Origin of the sequence: Paenibacillus terrigena DSM 21567 (assembly GCF_000374845.1) — a bacterium.
GTDB classification, from domain to species: Bacteria; Bacillota; Bacilli; order Paenibacillales; family Paenibacillaceae; genus Paenibacillus_K; species Paenibacillus_K terrigena.
This window is the reverse complement of the sequence record NZ_KB895418.1, coordinates 332,233-354,096: the sequence shown is the minus strand read 5'-3', so window position 1 is coordinate 354,096 and position 21,864 is coordinate 332,233. Positions and strand designations below refer to the sequence as shown.

Sequence of the window (21,864 nt, the reverse complement as noted above, 5' to 3'; positions counted from 1 at the left end):
TGTGTACAATAACGAATTGTGTACAATAACGAGAATCAAAAAGCAATTTCTAATGGATATCTTCACGATGCGTACATTCTCTGATGACTATAACAATCTATCCATAAAAACCCTCTTATGAATTTCTCATAAACGGGTAAATTAACTTCGCAAGACAAACCATACTTCAGGAGGTTATTACATTGAAAAAATTCGCAGCTGTTGTCCTTTCTGCATGTTTACTCCTATCTGTAGCATCTGTAGCTTCCGCGGCCCCGGCACACGAAACAAAGCACAAAATGCACGCGAAGAGCACCCACCATAAACACAAAATGCATGCAAAGAGCGCTCATAAAGGCAAAAAACTTCATGCAAAATCGGTTAAAAAGGGTCATATGAAAATGAAGGGTTTGACACCAAAAGCTCTTCCAAAAACAGGCTTCGGCGGAGTAAGCGAATAAATGAAATGAGGGGAAACCCTCATTTTATTTATTCTAAGGAATATGCGTATGGAACAAATTCATCGATTTAGTATCATGGTTATGTTCTTGCTGCTATTATGTGTCGGATGCTCCTCTGGAAATCAGTTGAATCCCACACCGGAAATTAACTCACAACCGCAACCACAGCCGCAGCCGCAGCCGAAGAACGTCCATATCGAGCATCCCCCTGTTAAACCAGAATTAATGCACAAACCTTTACCTTTGTCATCATTACCACCAACGAAATCAGCATCCAGACCTGCAATCATTCCTAATAAAATCTATATTCCATCCGTCCGGATCCAGGCCAGCGTAGAACCCGTTGGAGTGCTGGATAACGGCCAGATGGAGGTCCCTGAATCCACCGAGAACGTAGGTCTTCTGATGAGCGGGGTCAAACCAGGACAACGCGGAAATGCTGTGATTGCTGGGCATGTCGATAATTATACCGGTCCTGCTATATTCTATGGCCTTAAGAAATTAAAACGTGATGATCCGGTACTACTCTCCGATGCATCTGGTAAATATTTAGTCTATAAAGTCCTTTCCGTTGAATCATTTAAGACGGTCGAAGCGCCTATAGACCGCATATTCGGAAAGACTGATGAAGCTCGGTTAAATCTCATCACATGTGCAGGTAAATATAATCGGCAAAAGAAAGAACACGAGAAAAGGCTTATTGTATTTACCCGGTTGATGGAATGAGATCAATACTACACAAAAATGGACAGTCCATAAAGGAATGTCCTATTTTTATCTCTATTGAACTTAAACTTCAATGATGATCGGCAGAATGATCGGTCGTCTTTTGGTGCGAGCATATAGATATTGCCCTAAAGAATCTTTTAGTGTCTTCTTCATGGTATTCCATTGACTCATTTGTTCATGCTTCATCTTCTCAACGGTCTCAATAACAAGCTGGTTGATATCTTGAATAAGCTCTTCAGAGTTTCGGACATAGACGAACCCCCTGGAGATTGTATCTGGGCGGGATAACAGCTGTCCTTCAATTTTGCTTAATGTAACAACGACGATTAAGATACCATCAGCAGACAACTGACGTCGATCCCGAAGCACAATATTGCCAATGTCACCAATGCCAAGTCCATCCACTAAGATTTGACCCGCAGGAATACGACCCGATTGACGAGTTACCCCATTGTCTGTCTCCACCACATCGCCATTATTCAGAATAAAAATATTCTCATGCCTTACCCCTACAGCCTCAGCAAGCTCACGATGTTGATGTAACATACGGAACTCACCATGTATCGGCACAAAATATTTGGGCTTCATTAACGTAAGCATTAGCTTTAACTCTTCTTGACTGCCATGCCCAGATACATGTAATTCACTGCGAGAACCGTAAATGATTTTTGCGCCAAGCGCGAATAAGTTATCTACAATCCGAGCTACATTTCGTTCATTTCCTGGGATGGGGTTCGCTGCAATGATCACCAAATCTCCCGCTTCTACCTTCATTTGTCTTTGCGTTGAGCTTGCCAGACGGGCTAAGGCTGCCATAGGTTCCCCTTGGCTTCCAGTACAAAGGACGGCAATTTTTTCTGGACTGAGCTTCTTCGCTTCGTCGGTATCCACGAGCATTCCAGATGGAATGTTCAAATACCCCAACTCTTGAGCCACAGATACAACGTTCAACATGCTCCGGCCGAGTAAAGTAAGTTTGCGATTTGTCGAAATGGCAGCGTCTACAACCTGTTGAAGTCGGTAGACATTCGATGCGAAGGTGGATATAAAAACTCTCCGATCCGCTTTATTGAACGCTTCCTCGATATGGGCACCTACAAGACGTTCGGATGGTGTGAATCCTGGGCGTTCCGCATTGGTGCTCTCTGACAGGAGCATTAGAACGCCCTTCTTGCCAATATCTGACATACGGTGCAGATCAGGATATTGCTTATTCACGGGCGTCATGTCGAATTTAAAGTCACCGGTATGTACAACAGTTCCTTCAGGCGTGTCAAATACGATACCAAGACAGTCCGGTATACTATGGTTCGTATTAAAGAAGGAACATTGAATTGCACCAAATTCAAGCTTGGAATTCGCGTCAATACGAACCATATGTGTTTCATTGAGAATAGCATGTTCCCTTAACTTGATTTCAATGAGGCCTAATGTCAAGCGTGAAGCATACACAGGGATTTGCAATTGCTTCAATAAGTAAGGGATACCTCCGATATGGTCTTCATGTCCATGAGTAACAATGATCGCTCGTACCTTATCTTGATTGGATAACAGATAACTTATATCAGGGATGATCAAATCTATCCCGAGTAAGCTTTCATCTGGAAATTTAGACCCGCAATCGATAACTACAATGTCATTCCCATACTGTAATACATACATATTCTTACCGATTTCGTTAACGCCGCCTAATGCTGCAACCCATAGACGGTCATTAGTCTGATTCATAGTAAACCCCCGTCTTTATATTTGTCGTTTGTTCTTATGCATAACCCAATCGTTGAAAGTGGATTTAAATTTATGATATCCATTCCACACCCTAGTCAACCAAAGCTTTTGCTTAAAAGGACTTTAATATTTTCTCAATTGCGCCTAACCGCCTTGCCTATAAATAACCATTCAATTATATAATTATTTACTTATATAAAAGGCTGTGTATAATGTAAATGTATGAGTTCAGTGTGGAATTCCTAAACGTGTGAAGGAGTGCATCTATTGACACAAACTGTTGAACCACTTGTTGAGACGCTTAAGCTGCTAGCCGATAATACGCGGCTAACGATCCTTGCTCTTCTCAAAGAGAAAGAAATGTGTGTGTGTGATATCGTCGATATTCTTCAAACCACCCAGCCCAATATCAGTCAGCATTTAAGAAAATTGAAAAAAGGGGGACTGGTGATAGAAACAAGAAAAAGCCAATGGATTTATTACTCCTTATATCTAGAAGACAAGCCTTACTTAGAAGGGATTTTAGAAGAGCTGCCTTCTATGAAGGATGATATTCGCAAGTTAAATCCAGATTGTTGCAAGTAATTCAAGGAGGACTTCATGTTAGCTGTTGCATCCATTATTTTTATTCTTACACTTGTCTTCGTCATCTGGCAGCCTAAAGGCTTAAACATCGGCTATTCCGCTGTGGGTGGAGCGATCTTAGCCCTATTATTCGGGGTTGTCGACCTCCGTGATGTCTGGGATGTCACCGGCATTGTCTGGAATGCGACGCTGGCCTTTGTGTCGGTCATACTCATTTCACTAATTCTGGATGAGATCGGTTTTTTTGAATGGTCAGCCCTGCACATAGCACGGTTTGCACGAGGAAACGGGTATCTAATGTTCACTTATGTGGTTCTATTGGGAGCTGCCGTTGCTGCGTTCTTTTCTAATGATGGAGCCGCACTCATCCTGACACCCATCGTCCTTGCCATGGTCAGAGCCTTGAAGTTTGACGATCGAATGATACTGCCCTTCATCATGGCCAGCGGGTTTATTTCGGATACAGCCTCCCTTCCGCTTGTCGTAAGTAACCTGGTTAATATCGTTTCTTCTGATTTCTTCGGTATCGGATTTGCGGAATATGCCAGCCGAATGATTGTCCCGAACTTCTTCTCAATTGGAGGAAGCTTACTCATATTGTTTATCTTGTTCCGTAAAAGAATTCCAAAAACAGTGGATCTCACTGCGTTGAAGCAGCCTAGGGAAGCCATCAAGGATATGCGAATGTTTAAACTGTCATGGGTCGTTCTTGCTGTTCTACTCGTGGCATATATCATCAGCGAATTTATACATGTACCGGTATCCTTCATAGCTGGATTCGCTGCCATTGTATTTATTTTGTTCGCTAGAAAGAGTTCGGTTATTCAAACTGGAATTGTCATTAAAGGAGCGCCGTGGTCCGTAGTTGTGTTTTCGATCGGAATGTATGTGGTCGTCTATGGACTTCGTAACGTTGGACTTACGGATGAGCTCGGCAAAGTATTTCAGTGGATGGCTGATCAAGGATTGTTTATTGCAACAGTTGGATCTGGATTTGTCGCTGCCATACTCTCCTCCGTGATGAATAACATGCCAACTGTCATGATTGATGCTCTTGCAATTCAAGGTACCACTACGCAAGGTGTGCTGCATGAAGCACTCATTTATGCGAACGTCATTGGCTCTGATCTTGGTCCCAAAATTACGCCAATCGGCTCGCTTGCAACACTCTTATGGCTGCACGTACTTGCGAAGAAAAATGTCAAAATTACTTGGGGTTATTACTTTAAAGTAGGAATCGTGCTGACTATACCTGTATTGCTAATGACATTGATTGGTCTTTATTTATGGCTCAGCATCATTCATTCATAACAAAGGGGAAATGAAAAATGGAAAAGAAACTCGTTTACTTTTTATGTACAGGCAACTCCTGCCGCAGCCAAATAGCGGATGGATTCTTGAGATCGATTGGAGGACAACAGTATGAAGTTAAAAGTGCTGGTCTTGAAGCTCATGGCCTAAACCCAAGAGCGGTTCAAGTGATGGAAGAAGCTGGCGTAGATATTCGTCAGCACACCTCCGACGTGATTGATTCAGAGATCCTAAACCGCGCTGATTATGTAGTAACGCTCTGCGGACATGCGGATGAACATTGTCCGGTTATTTCTAATCCGAATGTCGTGAAATGGCATTGGGGATTCGATGATCCTGCGAAAGCAACGGGGACGGAAGAGGAAATTATGGCTCAATTCAGAAATGTTCGTGATGCAATTAAAGCCCGTATTGAAGCGTTTGTTGCGACTGGCAAATAGATTTCCGAAAATAGTAATGCGGTCGTTGGGTAACGACCGCATTACTATTTAAGTATGATTAGTCTAGAAAGTGCTGTATGATCAACGATTATACTAAAAGAGTAGGACCTGAACAGAAAATTGAATTGTGCTCATACCTTTACCCTCCATAATATGATTAGATCTATGCATTCAATCGATTATTCCAATCTTGACATAGTTGCAACGTATTTTAATACAAGCCCTCCAGCTCATCAATAAGTGATCCGACGTAGGCTGCAGCGCTGCGAATCGGATCAGGCTGAGACATGTCTACGCCTGCCAACTTCATCAATTCGAGTGGGCTCATTGATCCCCCGGCTTTTAACACCTCGAGCCAGCGATCCACGGCAGGTTGCCCTTCCTCACGGATGAGCTTAGCTACGGCTGTGGATGCAGTTAGACCCGCAGCATATGTGTACGGGTACAAGCTCATATAATAGTGTGGCTGACGCATCCAGGTTAACTTGGCATGCTCATCGATAACCACATCCTCTCCCCAGAACGAAGACAGGATTTCCCCCTTCAACTCACACAATTTAACGGCAGTAATGGGTACATTTTTCATGGCAAGGTCGTAAACCCGGCGCTGAAGCTCCCCTTCGAGTAAATGGGTGACAAAGTTGTGGAAATAGGTACCCAGCAGCTGGGAAATCACCCAGCGACGCATTCTCGGATCGTTAGAACGTTCCAGCAAATGATTCGCCAGCAGGAGCTCGTTCATCGTAGAAGGAGCTTCAATGAAATATAGCGAAGGTCTGGCGTTCGTCAAACGCTGATATTTGCTCGCCAGCATGAGATGACCAGCATGGCCTACCTCATGGGCTAGCGTAAAGGCACCTCTCATGCTATCCGCCCAACTGATTAGAATATAGGAATGGACGCCAGGAATCGACATGCAGAACGCCCCCGTTCTCTTCCCTGCGTTATCCGCGTAATCTACCCACCGATTTTTAAAGGCATCCGATACGATTTCCCCGTACTCCGGACCAAGGATGGATAGGGCTTCCTTGATAAGATCTCCTGCTTCATGAAAAGAAATGCCAGGACTGAATTCAGGATCAAGCGGAGCTTTCAGATCCGCAAACGTCATCTCGTCTAATTGCAGCACACGCTTCTTAAGCGCAGCATATTTTCGCATATGTGGTGCTAGTTCTTCCTGCAGAATATCCAGTATGTTGTTATACATTTCCGTTGTGACCTGCTGCGGTTCCAAAAGCATGTCCGTAACAAAGTCATACCCACGCAAACCCGATTCAATCACTTGGCGCTTCACTTCGGTCCCATAGGCTTCAGCAAATGTATTACGGTATTTGTACAATGTCTCGCTAAAGGTATTAAACGCATTTCGGCGCAGATCTGTATCCGGTGACTCAACGTACTTGTTCTCATATAGCGCAAATGAAACCGGTACTTCTTCCCCTCGGCCATTCTCTGTTGGCGGGAATGTCATATCCGCCAGCTTGCTGCGTTCATAGATACGGTATGGTGCTCCTAATACTTCTCCAAAGGAAGCAAGAACTTTTTCCGTCTCCGCCGTTAGTCTGTGCGGTTTCGTCTGAATAAGCAATCCAAGACTGCGTTCGAACTCTTGAAGCTGGGGCTGTTCTATGATGTACTGGTCAATCGAGCCGTCTGGTAGAGCGATAATTTCAGATTTGATAAAGGAAAGTGCTGAACTGACTCGTGAAGCAAGATCGCGCGCTTTCGTCGCATTCATCTGATTTTCAGGATTGATGCTGTCTCCGGATTGATGTAAATAAGCAAAGGATGCAACACGGTTGAGTCTAGCTTGAAGCTCTTCCTTTGCATGAAGACAGGCCAGCAGCATATCTGCTCCTTCACCGAGTCTTCCTTCATACTTCGTAACGGTGGTGATGTCCTGCTGAACAGCGATTAATTCTTTTTCCCATGCCTCTTGCGTTTCAAAAATATCATTCAAATTCCATGTTGATTCCGTAGCTACTTCAGCTCGGCTTAAAATTTTCGACATACACGGAACACCTCTCCCATATGATTAATCGACATATTTTATACCAACAAATCCCATCATATCATAGATTCGTATACTTATAGAGAACAACAAATGCCAGCAGGAAAACCCCCAACTCAAAATTTTTATTTGAAAGTAAAGAGTAGTATATGGCTCAGAGCACCCCTTCTTTATATACTTGGCATATCAACTGATTCTTGTCAGGAGGTAAATGGTCACGATGAAACTACATATTACCTATGATCATCCCATTCCTATCAATGCTTTCGAATGGACACCTGCAACGTACCAACAGACACCCCATATGCATGCAAGTCTGGAAATCGGCCTATGTCTGTCAGGCAAAGGTACCTTTTCCTTCGGGAATAAACGCTATGCAGCGAGTCCTGGCGATTTGTTCCTTGTCAATCATGAGGAACGGCACGTTGCGCAATCAGATTCGGACGATCCGAGTCGCTACCTGTTCATCAACTTTGATGCTGCATTGCTGCTAGCGGAGGAGCCTGGTTTACTGCTGCCCTTTTCATATCGATCTACTCACTTCTGCAATCATATTGCTGGTGGCTCGGCGCTAGCACAACAACTTACGCCTTGGATCCTGACCATTGCAGATGAGCTGAAGGAGAAATCACCAGGCTATCTAGCGATGGCCAAAAGTGCACTGATCCAACTTTGCGGACGCCTTCTGCGCCACTATAACGGACTGCTCACGGAGGATGAACGCTTAATCATGGTGAAGTCCGTTCATCAAGTCCAGTCGTTAGCCACATTGGTCGAGCAGCGCCACAGGGAGCCGATTGGCCTGGGAGAATTGGCCGATGAACTGGGTCTAAGTGTCTCTCGCGTGAGTCGGGCCTTTCTGGAGACGACAGGTTATCGCTTCTCGGATTATGTGTCACTACTACGTGTACAATCCGCCAAGCGGGATTTAACAGAAACGGACAAAGCGGTTGCTACGATCGCATTCGAATGCGGCTTTCAAAGCTTGCCAACCTTCTATCGGGTATTCAAAGAGTTCGTTGGCGTGTCTCCGATTGTGTATCGGCAATCCATGGGGTCAGCGTAATGAGCAAAAAATGAGAATATCGTCATCATCATTCGAGAAGTCATAGCGCCGGGCGATCGTTATAATGAATGCAAACATACGTATTTCAGGAGGGAACATGTCATGACGAAATGGATTGGACTTAGAGAAATTGTACGTGAGGAAATAACGCAGCGCCGAGAGGAAGGTTGCGACGTATTAGGATTCACAGAGCGTCTCGACGCAGCCGGTACGAATGAATCGCAGCTGATGGACGTATATCATGCACTCATGGCGCTTGAACCAAGTACGGATTTTAAGTATGTTGAGCCATCAGAGCTGGAAGAAATTCGAACCGAACGACCGATTGGACCGCGCATGATGGTCAACAATTGGGACGACAGTACATGGCAAGACAAGTTCTATGGTGCTTGGCTCGGCCGTACGGCTGGTTGTGCGCTTGGCAAGCCGCTGGAGGCCCAATCTTTCATGAACGGTTCTGGTGACAGACCAGGCTGGCACAATATTAAGCTATGGTTCGAAGGTGCCGGACAATGGCCGATTCGTCACTATACGCCGAGTGAATCGACTGCGGAGGCGCAGTATAATATCGAGATCGCTCACTGGAGCAGTCTGGCGAGTTGTGGCGACAACATTCGTTACATGGAGACGGATGATGATATCCGTTATACCGTGCTAGGGCTGCTTATGCTAGAGGAGCGCGGTCTAGATTTTAGTTCATGGGATGTTGGCAAGCTGTGGCATCGTCATCTGTCATTTGGACAAGTATTCACGGCAGAAGCGCAGTCATACTTGAATTTCGCACGCGTGACTTCGCATATCAGCGGAGAACAGCCGGAGGATTGGGAACAGCATATTCATTGGGGACGTTCCTATTTGAACCCATATCGCGAATGGATCGGTGCCCAAATCCGTGTGGATGGGTATGCCTATGGTGCAGCCGGTCAACCTCAGCTTGCAGCTGAGCTAGCTTGGCGTGATGCTTCCTTCTCCCATGTGAAGAATGGCATTTATGGCGCGATGTTCTGTGCAGCGATGATTGCTGCTGCATTCGTAGAGAGCGATGTGAGACGAATCATTGAGATCGGATTAAGCGAAATTCCGAAGAATTGCCGTCTGGCCGAAGACGTTGCGCTCGCAGTTAGGATCGCCGAGGAAACGAATGATCAGGTCGAACTTGTAAGTAAAATATGGGAGTCATTTAAACATTACCACCCTGTTCATACGAATAATAATGCTGCATTATGCGCGGCTGCACTCATTCATTCCGGTGGCGATTTCGAAAAAGGCATTACGACAGCCGTGCTTGGCGGTTGGGATACGGATTGCAATGGTGCAACGGTCGGTTCCATTCTCGGCGCTTCGCTTGGAGCGGCAGCCCTTCCTAGTTCGTGGATCGCACCACTTAACGATACTTTGTATGCAGATGTCAGCGGCTTCCACCCCATATCCATTTCAGAATGCGCACGCAGAAGCTACAATGTCTTCCGTAAATTACAACCGTAGTGATGATCGTTTGGCGGAACCACGGACCTTCTAAGGCCGGGGTTCCGTCGTCGTTCTGATCATCCGTCTATGATACTATCTAACAGAAGTATTTTTATTCATGAATTGCTAATTATTCTCAAATTTAATATAATCGCATGGTGTGGCATTGATCCTTGATGGGTGGTGAACATCGTGACAGACCTTTATCCAGAGCTGGATGAGTTGATTCATTATATTCATGCACATATTTATGAACCGCTAACTTTAGCTCAATTATCTCGCTATGCGGCATATAGCCCCTTCCATTTTACTAGAATATTTAAACAAAGGTTAGGGCTAACCCCACAGCATTTCATTTCATCATTACGACTCCAGAAGGCTAAAGATTTGTTGCTCACGACACCCTTCCCTATCCGAGAAATCGCAGAGGAGATCGGGCAACAGAGTCTCGGCACATTTACGACCCGATTTACGCAACGTGTAGGCATGACGCCTTCCGTATTTCGTCAATCAACAATGTTCGCTGACGATCATTTGCATCAGTTAGCCAATCTTGAACAATGGCCTACGCCGGGCATTGTTTCTCATATATACCCCAACCTAACTGGAACCATTCATAGCGCGTATCCGTTTGAAGGTGTGATTCTGATAGGATTGTTTACGAAGCCCATTCCGGAAGGTCTCCCCAAGTACGGTACCTTATTGCGCTCCCTTGGCGACTTTTGTATACCTTCTATTCAACCAGGAACATATTACCTCATGGCGACTTCTGTAGCTTGGGGGATGGAGTCGAGAGAATTTTTACTGCCGCACCATACACTTCGCACGCGCTGTAAGATGCCTATTTTCGTCAAAATGAGTGAGCCTATTCCGGATCAGAATGTTGAGCTCTACCCACCACGAATAGATGATCCTCCGATCCTGATCTCACTTTCATTGCTCATGAAACGTTTCCTGAATCGCCCGCAATAGATCGCCCTATGCTCTCATAAGAAAAAATCCCTTCTGCAAGAAAGGGATTTCATCGATCTATTAAATTCCTTGATTAATCTCAATCAAATTTCCAGCAGGGTCACGAAAATAAGCTACTCGCATATTCCATTCAAGCGTGTCATGTGGTTCTTTTACAAACTCAACTTCTCTGCTCTTCAATCGATCATATGTTGCGTCAACGTCATCTACTCTGAAAATGAGGGCAACCTGATCAAGGGCACTAAATTCATTCTTATTACGGAAAGCTGCAATAGGTTCACTCGCCATTGGAGGCTCCAATGCGATATGAATATCTCCTGTCTTAAACTCAGCAAACGGCGTGTCTTCATTGCCATACAGAACTTCAAGGCCCAGAATATCCCGGTAAAAGATAAAACATTCCCTCACATTCGACACTAATAATCTTACATGAGAAAACTTCAAGTTATTGCCCCCTTCATCATAGAATGATTTCCTCTTTCATGCTTGGAACCCTAGGTTTTGCTCCAACTCGTATTTCTGTCGTAGATGATGGCGAAAATGCATGCCGACAAGATCGTACCATTCTTTCGCATTCAGCCAGCCAAAGCCGCCATGGTTAACTTTGTAGTTAGGATTTATCGCATCTATGCTGGATTCTAATTCTCTCAATCTCAGCATGACTTGATCGAGTCGATTCATAAGATCTTCTTGACTATCCCAATTGTTGGGGGGTGCATTTAATTCGTCTGGTAATTTGATCTTAATGGGTGGAAATCCTCCCATTTGATATAGACGTTCTCCAAAATCGCTCTTCCCGAGGTGTTGCTCTTCTTCCTGCCTCGCACATGTTTCTGCATTATCCAGGTACTCATGGGCAACGAGAATCAAATGGTCGTACATTTGTCCGATTGACCAGACCCCTTCAGAAGCGATATACCTTAAATGATCTTGTGAATATTGCAGTAAATCGCTTTTATACGATTCGATTAATGTGATATGACTCAACCGGATCCCCCCCTTCCTCAATTCTTAGCTTCTGTGACCTTATTATATTATAATTGCAGGTGCTGCATTTCTTCTGAATTGCTATTTTACATGATGTTAGCCTGCCCACGCGTCTTTTTGATCATTTACACTTCAACGCGGCAATTTCATTTTCTTCGATAAAATGAGTAATAATCCAAACATATAAAAAACGAGGCATAAGGCGATGACGTTATACAGAAATGCTGTTATGGACGTCGGTCCCCATACTTTAATAAAAGTCCATGGCACTTCAAGAAAGATTTTCGGTGCCTTGATCGTGAATGTCAAGATCGCTGCAACAAGCAACGTAAGAATAAGCAATAACAGACTCCTTTTGACGTTTAGCGATGTCCATATCCGTTGTTTACTAGCCAGATTTCTCACAATGACTAGCGTGAATAGGATGAACAATACACCCAAACCGCCACCGACCCTCGTACCGTTGCGATCGCATTCGGCAAACCCAGCTCCTCCAGCTTCTTCCGCAATCTTGCAACATTGACAGTCAACGTGTTGTCATCGACAAACTGCGCATTGTCCCACAACGTCTCCAACAGCTGGTCCCGCGATACGGTTTTACCATACTGATGTATGAAGCATTCAGCCAATAACTGTTCATTTTTCGATATCTGGGTTTTATGATTTTGCCATATGAGTTCATTACGGCTTAGATTCAGCCGCAAGCCTTGTACGTTTAACTCGTTCTCTGGTGATGGGGCAAGACCGGTTGAAGCCGAATAATCCCCATACACTCTCCTTAGCACACTTCTCACCTTGGCGATTAGAAGGTCTAAGTGGATCGGTTTGGTGATATAATCATCGCCGCCATGATCGATAGCCATCACTTGATCCATCTCACCCGCTCGAGCAGAAATGAAGATGATCGGTACATTGGACTTTGTTCGTATTTGTCTACACCAATAATAGCCGTCGAAGTACGGCAGGTTAATGTCAAGCATGATCAAATGTGGTTCATAGGCTGCAATCTCCGGTATAATGTCGCGAAATTGCGATACACACGATGCTTCAAATCCATACTTCTCTATATTCCGCTTTAGGACAGCGCTAATTTTATGATCGTCCTCTACAATAAAAATCCGGTACATAAGATGCCTCCTCGAGTTCTCCGTGTTAGCCAACTAATAGTATAGCAGATTGTTGAGAGACTGGAATAATGGGCATTCGAGACATTTCGACAAGGATATCAAAGATATCAGCAACAAAAAAGCCCGAACCATTCAGGTTCGAGCTCTATGATATACACTAACCCTGGATCAACTTCGCATATTGCAGGAAACGCTCGAGATGCAATACCGCTTCGGCGCGTGTCGTTGCACGCTTCGGCGCGATTCGCTCTGCTGATACGCCTTTGATCAGCTTCTCCTCCACGAGCATCTCCATCGCATCCTTCGCCCATCCGCTGATATCACTCATATCATCGTAGCGATTGGATAGATCAAGCTGTGAAGCTTGCGGTCGTGCATGAAGATGCTTCAGCGCGCGATCCATCATCACAGCCATCTGCTCACGCGTTACCGGGGCCTGCGGCTGGAATCTTCCATCCTTCAGTCCATCAACCAATCCAAGCGCACTCGCCGTCTGTACCGCATCAGCATACCAGTCACCTACCTGCACATCCTTAAAGGCATAAGGCTGTGTTGATGAACTTTGAACCCCAAGGGACCTCACCAGCAAGGCCGTGAATTCAGCACGGGTGATTTGGCCACTAGGATTGAACATTAGTTGCTCGTTCCCATGAACAATTTGCTTCGACGCGAGATGTTCAATCGCAGACTGTGCCCAATGTCCGGCCGTATCTGCAAACGTCCGACGCGACGAGATGAGCATGTAGAGCTGCTCTGGTCGCCCCTTGAACGTTGCGATTGTCCCGCCATCTGCTGTAGTCTGGAACACAGCAGGAACGAAGCGCAGCTCATGCGTCTTCGGATCGATTGCGACGATCGTGACAGATCTTGCATCCACCTTAGAGGACAACGTCAGGGTCTGCCGAACAAGACGATCATCGAATCGGTCCAGCTTTGCTTGCTTGCCCTTCGCGGCAACGAATACCGAGTAAGCAGCAGGATCACTCAACAGAACCGTTCCTACAGAAGTCATCTCTTGTCTCTCGGACGGTGTGAATAGACCCGGCAGCGATTGCGTGCTCACGACGAGCATCAAGTCCGATGCAGCAGCACCAAGTGATTTCTCTAGCTGTGGCACATCTACCGCCTGAATCGGCATCTCTATAGCTTGTACGCCTGCTTGAATCGATAGCATCGCCGTCGGCGCGACGCGTTGTCCTTCCATCAATGCTGGAACAGGCAGTTCGATCTTTGTCCCTCCTGTTTCCCGTGGGACGGTCATCGCAATGATTAAGTCCTTCCCTTTTTCGTTCGCATAGCCGTTTAACGCTTGGAACGCTCGCGTCAGTGCTCCCTGATCAACGGTTACATTCGAGATGACTGTTCCATTCTCTTTCACCTTGGTCGAGGACATTGCTGTCGTAGGTATTGCTGTTGTGATCGACTTATCCGTCACGATGACCGAGGGTAATGAATGATCTACAACAGGAGGCTTCGATGGGATACTGTCACTCCCGCTCCCACTGCCCGATGGTCCCGAACCCGGGGTCTCATGTCCACCCCCATCGGATTTGCTCTTCACCGTAAAGGTCGAATTGGCTACCGAATCATCTGTACTACCTTGACCCGTGATCACAGTATAGATGCCGCTCGCGGCATCTGCAGGCAAAGTAAAGTGATCTTGATACTTTCCTTGTGTTACCTTCACAATGTTCATATACAAAATCGTCCCATCGGGCCTTACAACCTTCACCACAACCTCGTTGAAGGACGAGGTGCCGCTCATATTCACCGCATCCCCAGCGTATTTCACGGATGAATCCAGCACTAATGCCGTTGCAGCAGCTGCCCCCCCCTGAGCAGGAATCGACGTCAGCAACATGGCCGTCAGAACGAAGGATATGAAGTACTTCTTACTTGCCAAGGCAATCTCCTCTTTCTTCATTAATCTAGGCTGCAGGAGCCTGCTTGGATCGTCTACTTCAGCGTAACTGGCTCCGCCAGCACCGTTCCCACACTTGTCATATCTGTCGTAAACTCGGACAGAACCAATACATTAACATGATAGCCGTCCTTGCGATTGACATTGAATTTCGCATTGAATGTCCCGCCTGCTGTAGGGATCTCAGCTTGGTACGATGAAATGCTGATCGGCGTCGTCCCCTTCATCAATTGGAAGACGACAACTGCCGTGTGCTGGCTCGCTACAGGTTTGACCGTAACGGTCGCATCGACCAGCGCGGTGTTCGTAGCTAGCGTTGCACGCTCCACGATGAATGGAAGTCCGACCGGAGGTGCAGCAACCGTAACATGGCTTACAGCCTTATAGTTCCCATCCACCGTCGTCACGGTGATATCTGCATTGCCTGCAGCAATCGCGCGAATCACTGCTTTACCATCGACAACCTCAACTTTCGCAATTTTCTCATCGCTAGAAGACCAAGTTACGTCTTTATTCGTGGCATTCGCAGGCAGCACGCTCGCTACTAGCTCTGATGTCTCTCCTACATTCATTGTAAGCTGCTGCTTATCCAATTGAATCCCGGTTACAGCAACAACCGCTGGCGTCGTCGTTACTTCAAATGTCACGCGTCCAAGTTCAATATTATCATTATCCGTGCGATATTCCGCTTCACCAATATACACTGCATCATATTTGCCTGGCGCTAGATTCAATCCGCTGAATGTGATCGTCCCGTCAGGCTGCTTGATGCTGTTTGTTTTCTGCTTCGCGATCGCCTTGACGTTCAGCCCTAGCTTCGTTCCCTCAGGGAAAATACCGATCCAGTCCTCTCGAACCGAGCTGGTATAGGCGACTTGGATCGCATCTGTCGGTTGGTATCCCGCTTGTATCATGTTGATAGTCGGATTGCTAATCGTGAGATCCGGATCCGTTGCCTGGTCAACCACTGGAATTTGATCCGCTAGGTTTACCTCAAATTGTGCGTTCGGAATCCAGCTTCTATTTTGAAAATCTCTGCCTTTAACCAATACTTTATCGTCATACACCTCGACATAATAGCCTTGGCTGCCGTCTTTGCTTGTATCGTTATCCGTCCATAGATAGGATGTTGCCGCTGCGTTGAACATCGTTGCATACTTGGCATTGTACATCGTATCCTTCGCGCCAAGCTCCCAATGCGTATGTCCGCTGAACAAGATCGACTGCGGATGTTTAGCCAAGATCGTCTTGAACTCTTTATCTTGTCTCACGCCGTACCAATAGAAGTTCTTATTGAAGCTCTCGTTCGCGCCCGCAACAGTATTCTTTAGCGGCTGATGATGGAACACGAAGATCGGCTTATCGCTAGATGCATTCTCGGACAACTTCTCATCGAACCACTTCAATTGAGCCTCAGAGAGATAGGAATAATCTTTTAAGCCCTTCTCGGTCCCTAAGAAAATGAAATGATACCCTTTGATCCAGAAATCATAGTAGCTCGATTTCATATTCGTATATTTCGTAAAGTACTCCGACACCTTGCTCCAGTCGCTCCAACGGACATCGTGGTTGCCTTGGACAAAATACGTCGGCGGCAAGTCTTGCTGATATTTGCCAAAAATCCGGCCCAATTCCTGGTATTCCGCTTCTCTGCCGTTATCCGTACTGTCACCGACGGTCATAATGCCGTCGCTATCAGGATTCGTAGCTAGAATGTCCTGCAAGACGTGCTCTATGTTTTTGTTATGTGTATGGTTCGCATTACTCGTAATGTGCATATCGGTTAGGACCTCGAAGCTCATGATAGGTTTCTTGATGTCGAGTCCCGGGATGGCCATTTCAACCCCTGTCGTACTCTCACCTGCGACGGAATTCGAATAAGCCAGCAGCTTCGTAGCTCCATTCGGAATGGCTGTATGTTCTGGGAAGGTATAAGTTGCATAAGTTACACCTGTTACGGTAGGCGGCAGCGAAGCAATCACGGTCTGACCCGGTAGTTTACCAACTTGATTCCCCCAGTAGAGCGAATAGTCCGTCACATTGGATTGATCCGCTGGAACTGTAATCTTCACCTCGCCTGAAACTTGGTCTGGATCCGGATCGGTATCATCGAAAGAAATCCCGGCCGGTGGGTTCAACCGGATAACCGAGAAAGGCACTCTTTGAAAAAGATTATACCCGTCGTTCTCCATGTACAATGCTTCGTATTCCCCCGGTGCCAACAGTTTGCTGAACGATAATCTTCCATCGGGTTGCGTGGACGCATATTGATACGTAAGGGATGGATTACTACTTCCTTGCACAGCCCCTTTTTTGTAGAGCCCAATCCAGTCCTTCTTGGATGCTCCCGTATAAGATAAGGTGATCGCTTGTCCTTCCAAATAAGCGGGCTTGTCCATCGACACCGTCTGAGCAGCCGCATGAATGACGCTAGTAGGCGTAACTTGAATCATCGTCATCAGCGCTACAGTGATACACAGCACCATGGACAGGGTCTTGCGTGTCATCTTCTTCATTAACCAGGCACCTCGATTTCTATAATGTTGTTGATCAAAAGATATTTATTGAAACATGCTGCATTTTAGACCGTTGACTCTATGCTCATGTGCGTAGAAGTCTCTAACTGAACCTGCGCATACGAGGTAATGATCACCTTCGCATCAGGAAGCATTTGCTCGTTCGCAGCTCCTGTAGCTGCGTTCCCTAACCCAATGGTTACGAGGGCCCCTACAGCATTCCCCATCTGCATATCACCATTGGTGTCGCCAATGACAACTACTTCATTCGCTGCCAGCCCCATGGCGAGACAAGCTTTCTCGACCATATCCGGGTATGGCTTCCCGCGCTCTACCTGATCATTGCCAATGATGACTTGGAAAAAATGATCGATTCCCATCCATTTCATATGCTTCATCGCTTCTGATGTCTCATCCGCCGTAACAATGCCCATCGGCAGACCCCGTTCATGGCACTGCTGCAATAGATCCAGTATGCCAGGCAGCGGATTCACCGGGCGAATAAGCTCCATCTCCGCATCGGCCAGCTCCTTACTTTCCCGTGTAAGCCGTATCGCATCACCCCAAGATAGCCCAAGACGATACCCTTGCCATGCCAATATCGCCAGCAAATCATGAATCGATCCCATTGCAAGAGGGCCATTGCGGTGATAGTCGCAAGTAAGACCCTCCGCATCATGCACGGTCCCCCACAACTCTGATAGCGGTACAATCTCTCCGGGAAGTCGGCTTGCATAATTTCTGTACAGGGATTCGCTCCAACAACCCCAGAGGCTGATGAAATCAAGCAGCGTTCCGTCTTTGTCGAATAAAATTCCTTTTACAGCATATCGCATTTTGTTAATAATCAAATCCGGCATTTCGATCTCTCCTGTCATCCAATTGAAGGTGAACGTCCAAGAAAAATTGTACACTCGATTTAATTCTTCTGTGTCAACGCACCGTTAACTGAATGTAGAGTTTGTGTAAATCACTCTTTCAAGCGCTCCTCTTTTGCTAACAGTGTCCCAGAATGAAATAAATGTGAAATCGGAACAACGAATGCAGATCCGAAATAAGACGATCGAAGCGATCGCAGAGACGATGGACTTATATGGTGCGACATATTCGTCAGGTCAGCTATATGGCATTATGTTCTTCGAGGATCGTCCGATGACGTTGGTTGAAATGAAGGCGACAATGAAGATGAGCAAGAGTAATATGAGCTATGCGGTTCGATCTCTCGTCGAATCCCAAATGGTAGAGAAGCTGAATGAGAAGCTGGATCGTAAAGAGCTATATGCGGCAGAGGTCGATTTTTTCCACGCGTTTCAATATTTCTTCACCAATAAATTGCAGCAGGAAGTGGACGTGATGACGGAAGTGATTGAACAAGCACTCCCTGAATTGAACGAGGTTTCTTCTAGAGGCGATATCGGAAGATGAACAGAAGCTTGCACTGCAGGATTTACATAAGCTGGACCATGCCAAAGACTTTTACGAGTGGTTGCAGCAATTCGTCGATGGGTTGCGGCGTGGGGAGTTTTTCAGCGAATCGGTAAAATAAATGCGTCATGACCTAAGAAAAACCTAGCCTGCGGCTAGATCCTTTAAAAACATAATCTAAACCCATACGTTTGAGCGTATGGGAGAGGATTGGCTATGGGGCCTCAACCGCTGTTGAATTTCGAATTATTTGAATGGACTTAGCGGTGGTAACTCGAAATTCAAAGGCGGACGCTTCGTTTTTCAACCCCATAACCATCCTCTCTTCTGTTCTACTTCGAGCTTTCTTCTACTTCTTCAATGTCCAGTACATCCGTAATTCTGTACTCGTCTCCATGTAAACCCTTGTAATACTCTGGATACATTCCTCCACATATTCCTCACATTGAAATTGCGGTGGTACCGCTTAATCTCCATATCTCCATTATCCATCGCATCGAAATCCATTATCAATTGCAATATCTCGAATCATCCTTTCTAGACATTTCGCCTTTACAATCCATCTTCTCGCTGTCTTCTGCCATTCATTTACTAGTTTTTTGCATAGGCTCTTAATTCGACGTGAATATACTCCATAATGCCGAATGGTCTTGAAGTTTTTATCTGGAATATGTCGTATCAATCTGCTAATGAATTCTTCTACCGTTACCGTTTCTGTCTTTTCTTCTCCATCCGTCTTATCTCGGTAGCGGAAAGTTACCTCCCTCCCATCATAGCTCTCGATCTGGCGACCGGCTATGGCTGGTCTTCTCATGTAGCGTCCAATGTACCCAAGTTGCTACTTTACGTTTCCACTTTGCTTTGGCGCATACACATAAAAGCCTTCCCCATTCTCAGAGTAAGCCTTCTGCATATGCGACTGCACCTGCTTTTTCTCTTGTTAGTGTTCGACGAAAAAGCTTTAGCACAACGGTCTGCCATTGCTTTCGCATCATTTCGAACGGAATGAAGAAATACGTCTTCCATTCTCCGTTTTTCTTTCTTCTCGAAATACTCTTTTACAATCCGAACTGCTTCGTCCATAAAAGGTTTAAGCAGCTTTGCTCGATGGCGTAAGAACACTTCACGAAGTCCTTCATCGATCGTAAACACGACATGACGGTGATTCACTTGGAACACATCTTGCTCAAGTAGACGTACCCATCCCTCTGTTTCTCCACAGGAACAGGTCGTGCAGAATCTCCATTTACAGGGTACGGCACAATCACAACCTTCAGGTCATGACATCCTTCGCACACCAACGGTTTGAATCCATTACGTAACTCTCCGCACCCTCGAAATTTTCAACTTCCTTCTGTACATTAGCCCGAACCTTGTCCTAATGTTTTTCTGCAAATCTGTCCCAATGTCTATGTTCATCGAAAAATATCCGTTTTAATATGTTCGTCTACATATCTGTACCTTACCAAAAAACAAAAATAAGGCGAAAATATTTCTCTCACCTCGAAAATTTTATAAACTCTATACTGTTGAAATAAAATCGCGTTATACGTGGGTGTTCATTAGGTTATTGGATTATTTGAGTATCGAATATCTATAGTTTCTATTATTCGTCTCGAATCTCCTCAGTCTTTTTTAATGGCTATCGCATCTATTTGGATGTTAAATCCAATGTCACTACTTCAATTAAACAATGAAATCCTTTATCGTATGAAACAGTTTGTGAGAATCTACTTTTTCGTAGTTCCAAAGCATGATTACATTTACCTTCTCATCTGGAAATTGCCAAATCTCCGACCTAAACCCAGGTGTTCCACCACCAATTAATCGAAAATGATCCCCTAAAAACCATCCATATCCGTACTTAAGTGTTGGATCAAAGCTTACACTGAGATATGGTCTGAACATCTTGTCTATTGATTCTTGAGATAAAACGCCATTTAATAAGGCATCGCACCACTTATTTAAGTCTCGAACGGTAGAAAATAATTCTCGAGGCGCATCAACTTCACTTAACTTATCGTTATCTGCATTTATGTATTTTTCATTTTCTTTAGAATGACCATAAGCTCGACCATCATGAATTGTACGAGGATTATCAGGACCAGTATTTAGCATGTCTAACGGATCTAAGATAAGTTGATTCAACGCATTGTCAAATGTTAGACCCGTTATTTTCTCTACGATATAACCTAAAATTAAAAACCCAGTACTACTATAATGCCATCTTTCACCAGGTGGATATAATTGATCTTGTTTCGCTAAATATGTAAGAAAACAGCCCTTCTCTATGTTTAGTTTAGTCATTTCAAATCGTAAATTAGGAACAGCATAGATATCATGGAGTCCTGAGGAGTGGGTTAACAAATGATGTACAGTAATATTCGGATGAAGAGCTTTAAATTCTTCTATATAGGTACCAGGCTTCTCATGAAGTTGGACTAAATCCTGCTCTTGTAGTTTCAATATTGCGGCCGCAATAAACATTTTTGTTACGGAGGCAATATGGAATTTGGTATCTACTGTATTTGGCACATCAAGTTGAATACTAGCTTTACCATATGCCTTCTCAAATAAAATCTTACCGTCCTTAGCTATCAAAATCGCTCCACTTAAGTAATTTTCTTTATCATACTTATCGATTAGCGCATCTAATTCATTCATAAATTCCCACCTCAATATTGAAATTAAAATGTACTATCACATTAAATTCGAAATCGCTCCACAATTAACTTGTCTCTGATCCATCTTATTGAGCCGGTTGATGAACATCGAACATATTCCGGAAAGGATCATAGAAAGTAAAGAACCTACCAATGTTGCCTTCATCAATTATCTCATTTACCTCAGTTCCTAGTTCTAATAAATAATGATAGAATCCTTCAATATCCTTTACTCTAAATCCGACTGTATAATGATCTTTTCCGTTTACTAGAAATGTAGAAGTGGTTAGATCATTTGTTTTTACTAAAAATAAACTTGGCCCTATTGAAAAATCCACGTAAGCTAATTCAGCATTTCTGAATCCTAGTTTTGCCCCCAACTTATTACAGTACCAGTCTATTGCTTGATCTAAATCAGAAACTGGTATTTCGGTATACTCAATGCCTTCAATAAATTGTTGAATCATTTTATCAAT

Annotated in this window: 19 protein-coding genes and 2 pseudogenes; 9 read left to right on the top strand and 12 right to left on the bottom strand. The window is 44.9% G+C overall.

Going from position 1 to position 21,864, the window contains the following annotated elements; genetic code table 11:
- Positions 1-182: 182 nt before the first annotated feature.
- On the top strand, positions 183-440 hold the full coding sequence (locus C558_RS0119875; protein ID WP_018758047.1) for a hypothetical protein: 258 nt from the start codon (positions 183-185) through the stop codon (positions 438-440).
- Positions 441-482: 42 nt separating this feature from the next.
- Positions 483-1,166, top strand: coding sequence for a class F sortase (locus C558_RS0119870; RefSeq protein WP_018758046.1), 684 nt, complete (start codon positions 483-485; stop codon positions 1,164-1,166).
- Positions 1,167-1,229: 63 nt separating this feature from the next.
- Here C558_RS0119870 and C558_RS0119865 read toward each other — a convergent pair whose 3' ends face one another.
- Positions 1,230-2,897, bottom strand: coding sequence for a ribonuclease J (locus tag C558_RS0119865; RefSeq protein WP_018758045.1), 1,668 nt, complete (start codon positions 2,895-2,897; stop codon positions 1,230-1,232).
- Positions 2,898-3,164: 267 nt separating this feature from the next.
- Here C558_RS0119865 and C558_RS0119860 point away from each other — a divergent pair, with 267 nt between their 5' ends.
- Genes C558_RS0119860 through arsC form a run of 3 tightly spaced genes read left to right on the top strand, consistent with a single transcriptional unit; the run spans position 3,165 to position 5,233 of the window.
- On the top strand, positions 3,165-3,482 hold the full coding sequence (locus C558_RS0119860; protein ID WP_018758044.1) for an ArsR/SmtB family transcription factor: 318 nt from the start codon (positions 3,165-3,167) through the stop codon (positions 3,480-3,482).
- Positions 3,483-3,497: 15 nt separating this feature from the next.
- A complete protein-coding gene (locus tag C558_RS0119855) occupies positions 3,498-4,793 on the top strand; it encodes an arsenic transporter (protein ID WP_018758043.1) in 1,296 nt (431 codons plus the stop codon).
- Positions 4,794-4,810: 17 nt separating this feature from the next.
- Entirely contained in the window at positions 4,811-5,233 is a 423-nt protein-coding gene (gene arsC / locus C558_RS0119850; RefSeq protein WP_018758042.1) for an arsenate reductase (thioredoxin), read from the top strand.
- A gap of 211 nt (positions 5,234-5,444) precedes the next feature.
- Here the strand turns inward: arsC and pepF are convergent, their stop codons facing one another.
- The gene (gene pepF, locus C558_RS0119845) at positions 5,445-7,244 is read right to left on the bottom strand and encodes an oligoendopeptidase F (protein ID WP_018758041.1); all 1,800 of its coding nucleotides are present in this window, start codon (positions 7,242-7,244) and stop codon (positions 5,445-5,447) included.
- A gap of 220 nt (positions 7,245-7,464) precedes the next feature.
- Here pepF and C558_RS0119840 point away from each other — a divergent pair, with 220 nt between their 5' ends.
- From C558_RS0119840 to C558_RS0119830, 3 genes are all read left to right on the top strand, one after another.
- A complete protein-coding gene (locus C558_RS0119840; protein WP_040675477.1) occupies positions 7,465-8,310 on the top strand; it encodes an AraC family transcriptional regulator in 846 nt (281 codons plus the stop codon).
- A 102-nt stretch (positions 8,311-8,412) separates the two neighbouring features.
- Positions 8,413-9,795, top strand: coding sequence for an ADP-ribosylglycohydrolase family protein (locus tag C558_RS0119835; RefSeq protein ID WP_018758039.1), 1,383 nt, complete (start codon positions 8,413-8,415; stop codon positions 9,793-9,795).
- A gap of 174 nt (positions 9,796-9,969) precedes the next feature.
- Positions 9,970-10,749 (top strand): helix-turn-helix domain-containing protein, encoded by a 780-nt coding sequence (locus C558_RS0119830; protein ID WP_026264024.1) that lies wholly within the window; start codon positions 9,970-9,972, stop codon positions 10,747-10,749.
- 60 nt (positions 10,750-10,809) lie between these two features.
- Here C558_RS0119830 and C558_RS0119825 read toward each other — a convergent pair whose 3' ends face one another.
- The 7 genes from C558_RS0119825 to C558_RS0119795 all read right to left on the bottom strand — a co-directional run bounded on the left by C558_RS0119825 (position 10,810) and on the right by C558_RS0119795 (position 18,160).
- On the bottom strand, positions 10,810-11,193 hold the full coding sequence (locus tag C558_RS0119825) for a VOC family protein (RefSeq protein ID WP_018758037.1): 384 nt from the start codon (positions 11,191-11,193) through the stop codon (positions 10,810-10,812).
- A 36-nt stretch (positions 11,194-11,229) separates the two neighbouring features.
- Positions 11,230-11,736 carry a DinB family protein gene (locus tag C558_RS0119820; protein WP_018758036.1) on the bottom strand — a complete coding sequence of 169 codons (507 nt, stop codon included), beginning with the start codon at positions 11,734-11,736 and terminating at the stop codon, positions 11,230-11,232.
- Between the two features lie 132 nt (positions 11,737-11,868).
- A complete protein-coding gene (locus C558_RS0119815) occupies positions 11,869-12,078 on the bottom strand; it encodes a hypothetical protein (protein WP_018758035.1) in 210 nt (69 codons plus the stop codon).
- A gap of 68 nt (positions 12,079-12,146) precedes the next feature.
- Entirely contained in the window at positions 12,147-12,863 is a 717-nt protein-coding gene (locus C558_RS0119810; RefSeq protein ID WP_018758034.1) for a response regulator transcription factor, read from the bottom strand.
- Between the two features lie 157 nt (positions 12,864-13,020).
- Complete coding sequence (locus C558_RS0119805; protein ID WP_083927219.1) at positions 13,021-14,787, bottom strand: S-layer homology domain-containing protein; 1,767 nt, start codon at positions 14,785-14,787, stop codon at positions 13,021-13,023.
- Positions 14,788-14,819: 32 nt separating this feature from the next.
- A complete protein-coding gene (locus C558_RS32695; protein ID WP_018758032.1) occupies positions 14,820-17,300 on the bottom strand; it encodes an Ig-like domain-containing protein in 2,481 nt (826 codons plus the stop codon).
- A 65-nt stretch (positions 17,301-17,365) separates the two neighbouring features.
- Positions 17,366-18,160 (bottom strand): HAD family hydrolase, encoded by a 795-nt coding sequence (locus C558_RS0119795; RefSeq protein ID WP_018758031.1) that lies wholly within the window; start codon positions 18,158-18,160, stop codon positions 17,366-17,368.
- A gap of 181 nt (positions 18,161-18,341) precedes the next feature.
- On the opposite strand from C558_RS0119795, the pseudogene C558_RS31470 reads away from it, so the two are divergent.
- Positions 18,342-18,846, top strand: a pseudogene (locus C558_RS31470) (GbsR/MarR family transcriptional regulator).
- Between the two features lie 423 nt (positions 18,847-19,269).
- On the opposite strand, the pseudogene C558_RS35225 reads toward C558_RS31470, so the two are convergent.
- The 3 genes and pseudogenes from C558_RS35225 to C558_RS0119765 all read right to left on the bottom strand — a co-directional run.
- Positions 19,270-20,166, bottom strand: a pseudogene (locus C558_RS35225) (IS91 family transposase); the annotation flags it as partial.
- A gap of 245 nt (positions 20,167-20,411) precedes the next feature.
- Complete coding sequence (locus C558_RS0119770; RefSeq protein ID WP_018758028.1) at positions 20,412-21,389, bottom strand: serine hydrolase domain-containing protein; 978 nt, start codon at positions 21,387-21,389, stop codon at positions 20,412-20,414.
- An 85-nt stretch (positions 21,390-21,474) separates the two neighbouring features.
- Positions 21,475-21,855: a VOC family protein gene (locus C558_RS0119765; protein WP_018758027.1), complete on the bottom strand. Its 381-nt coding sequence runs from the start codon at positions 21,853-21,855 to the stop codon at positions 21,475-21,477.
- Positions 21,856-21,864: the final 9 nt, after the last annotated feature.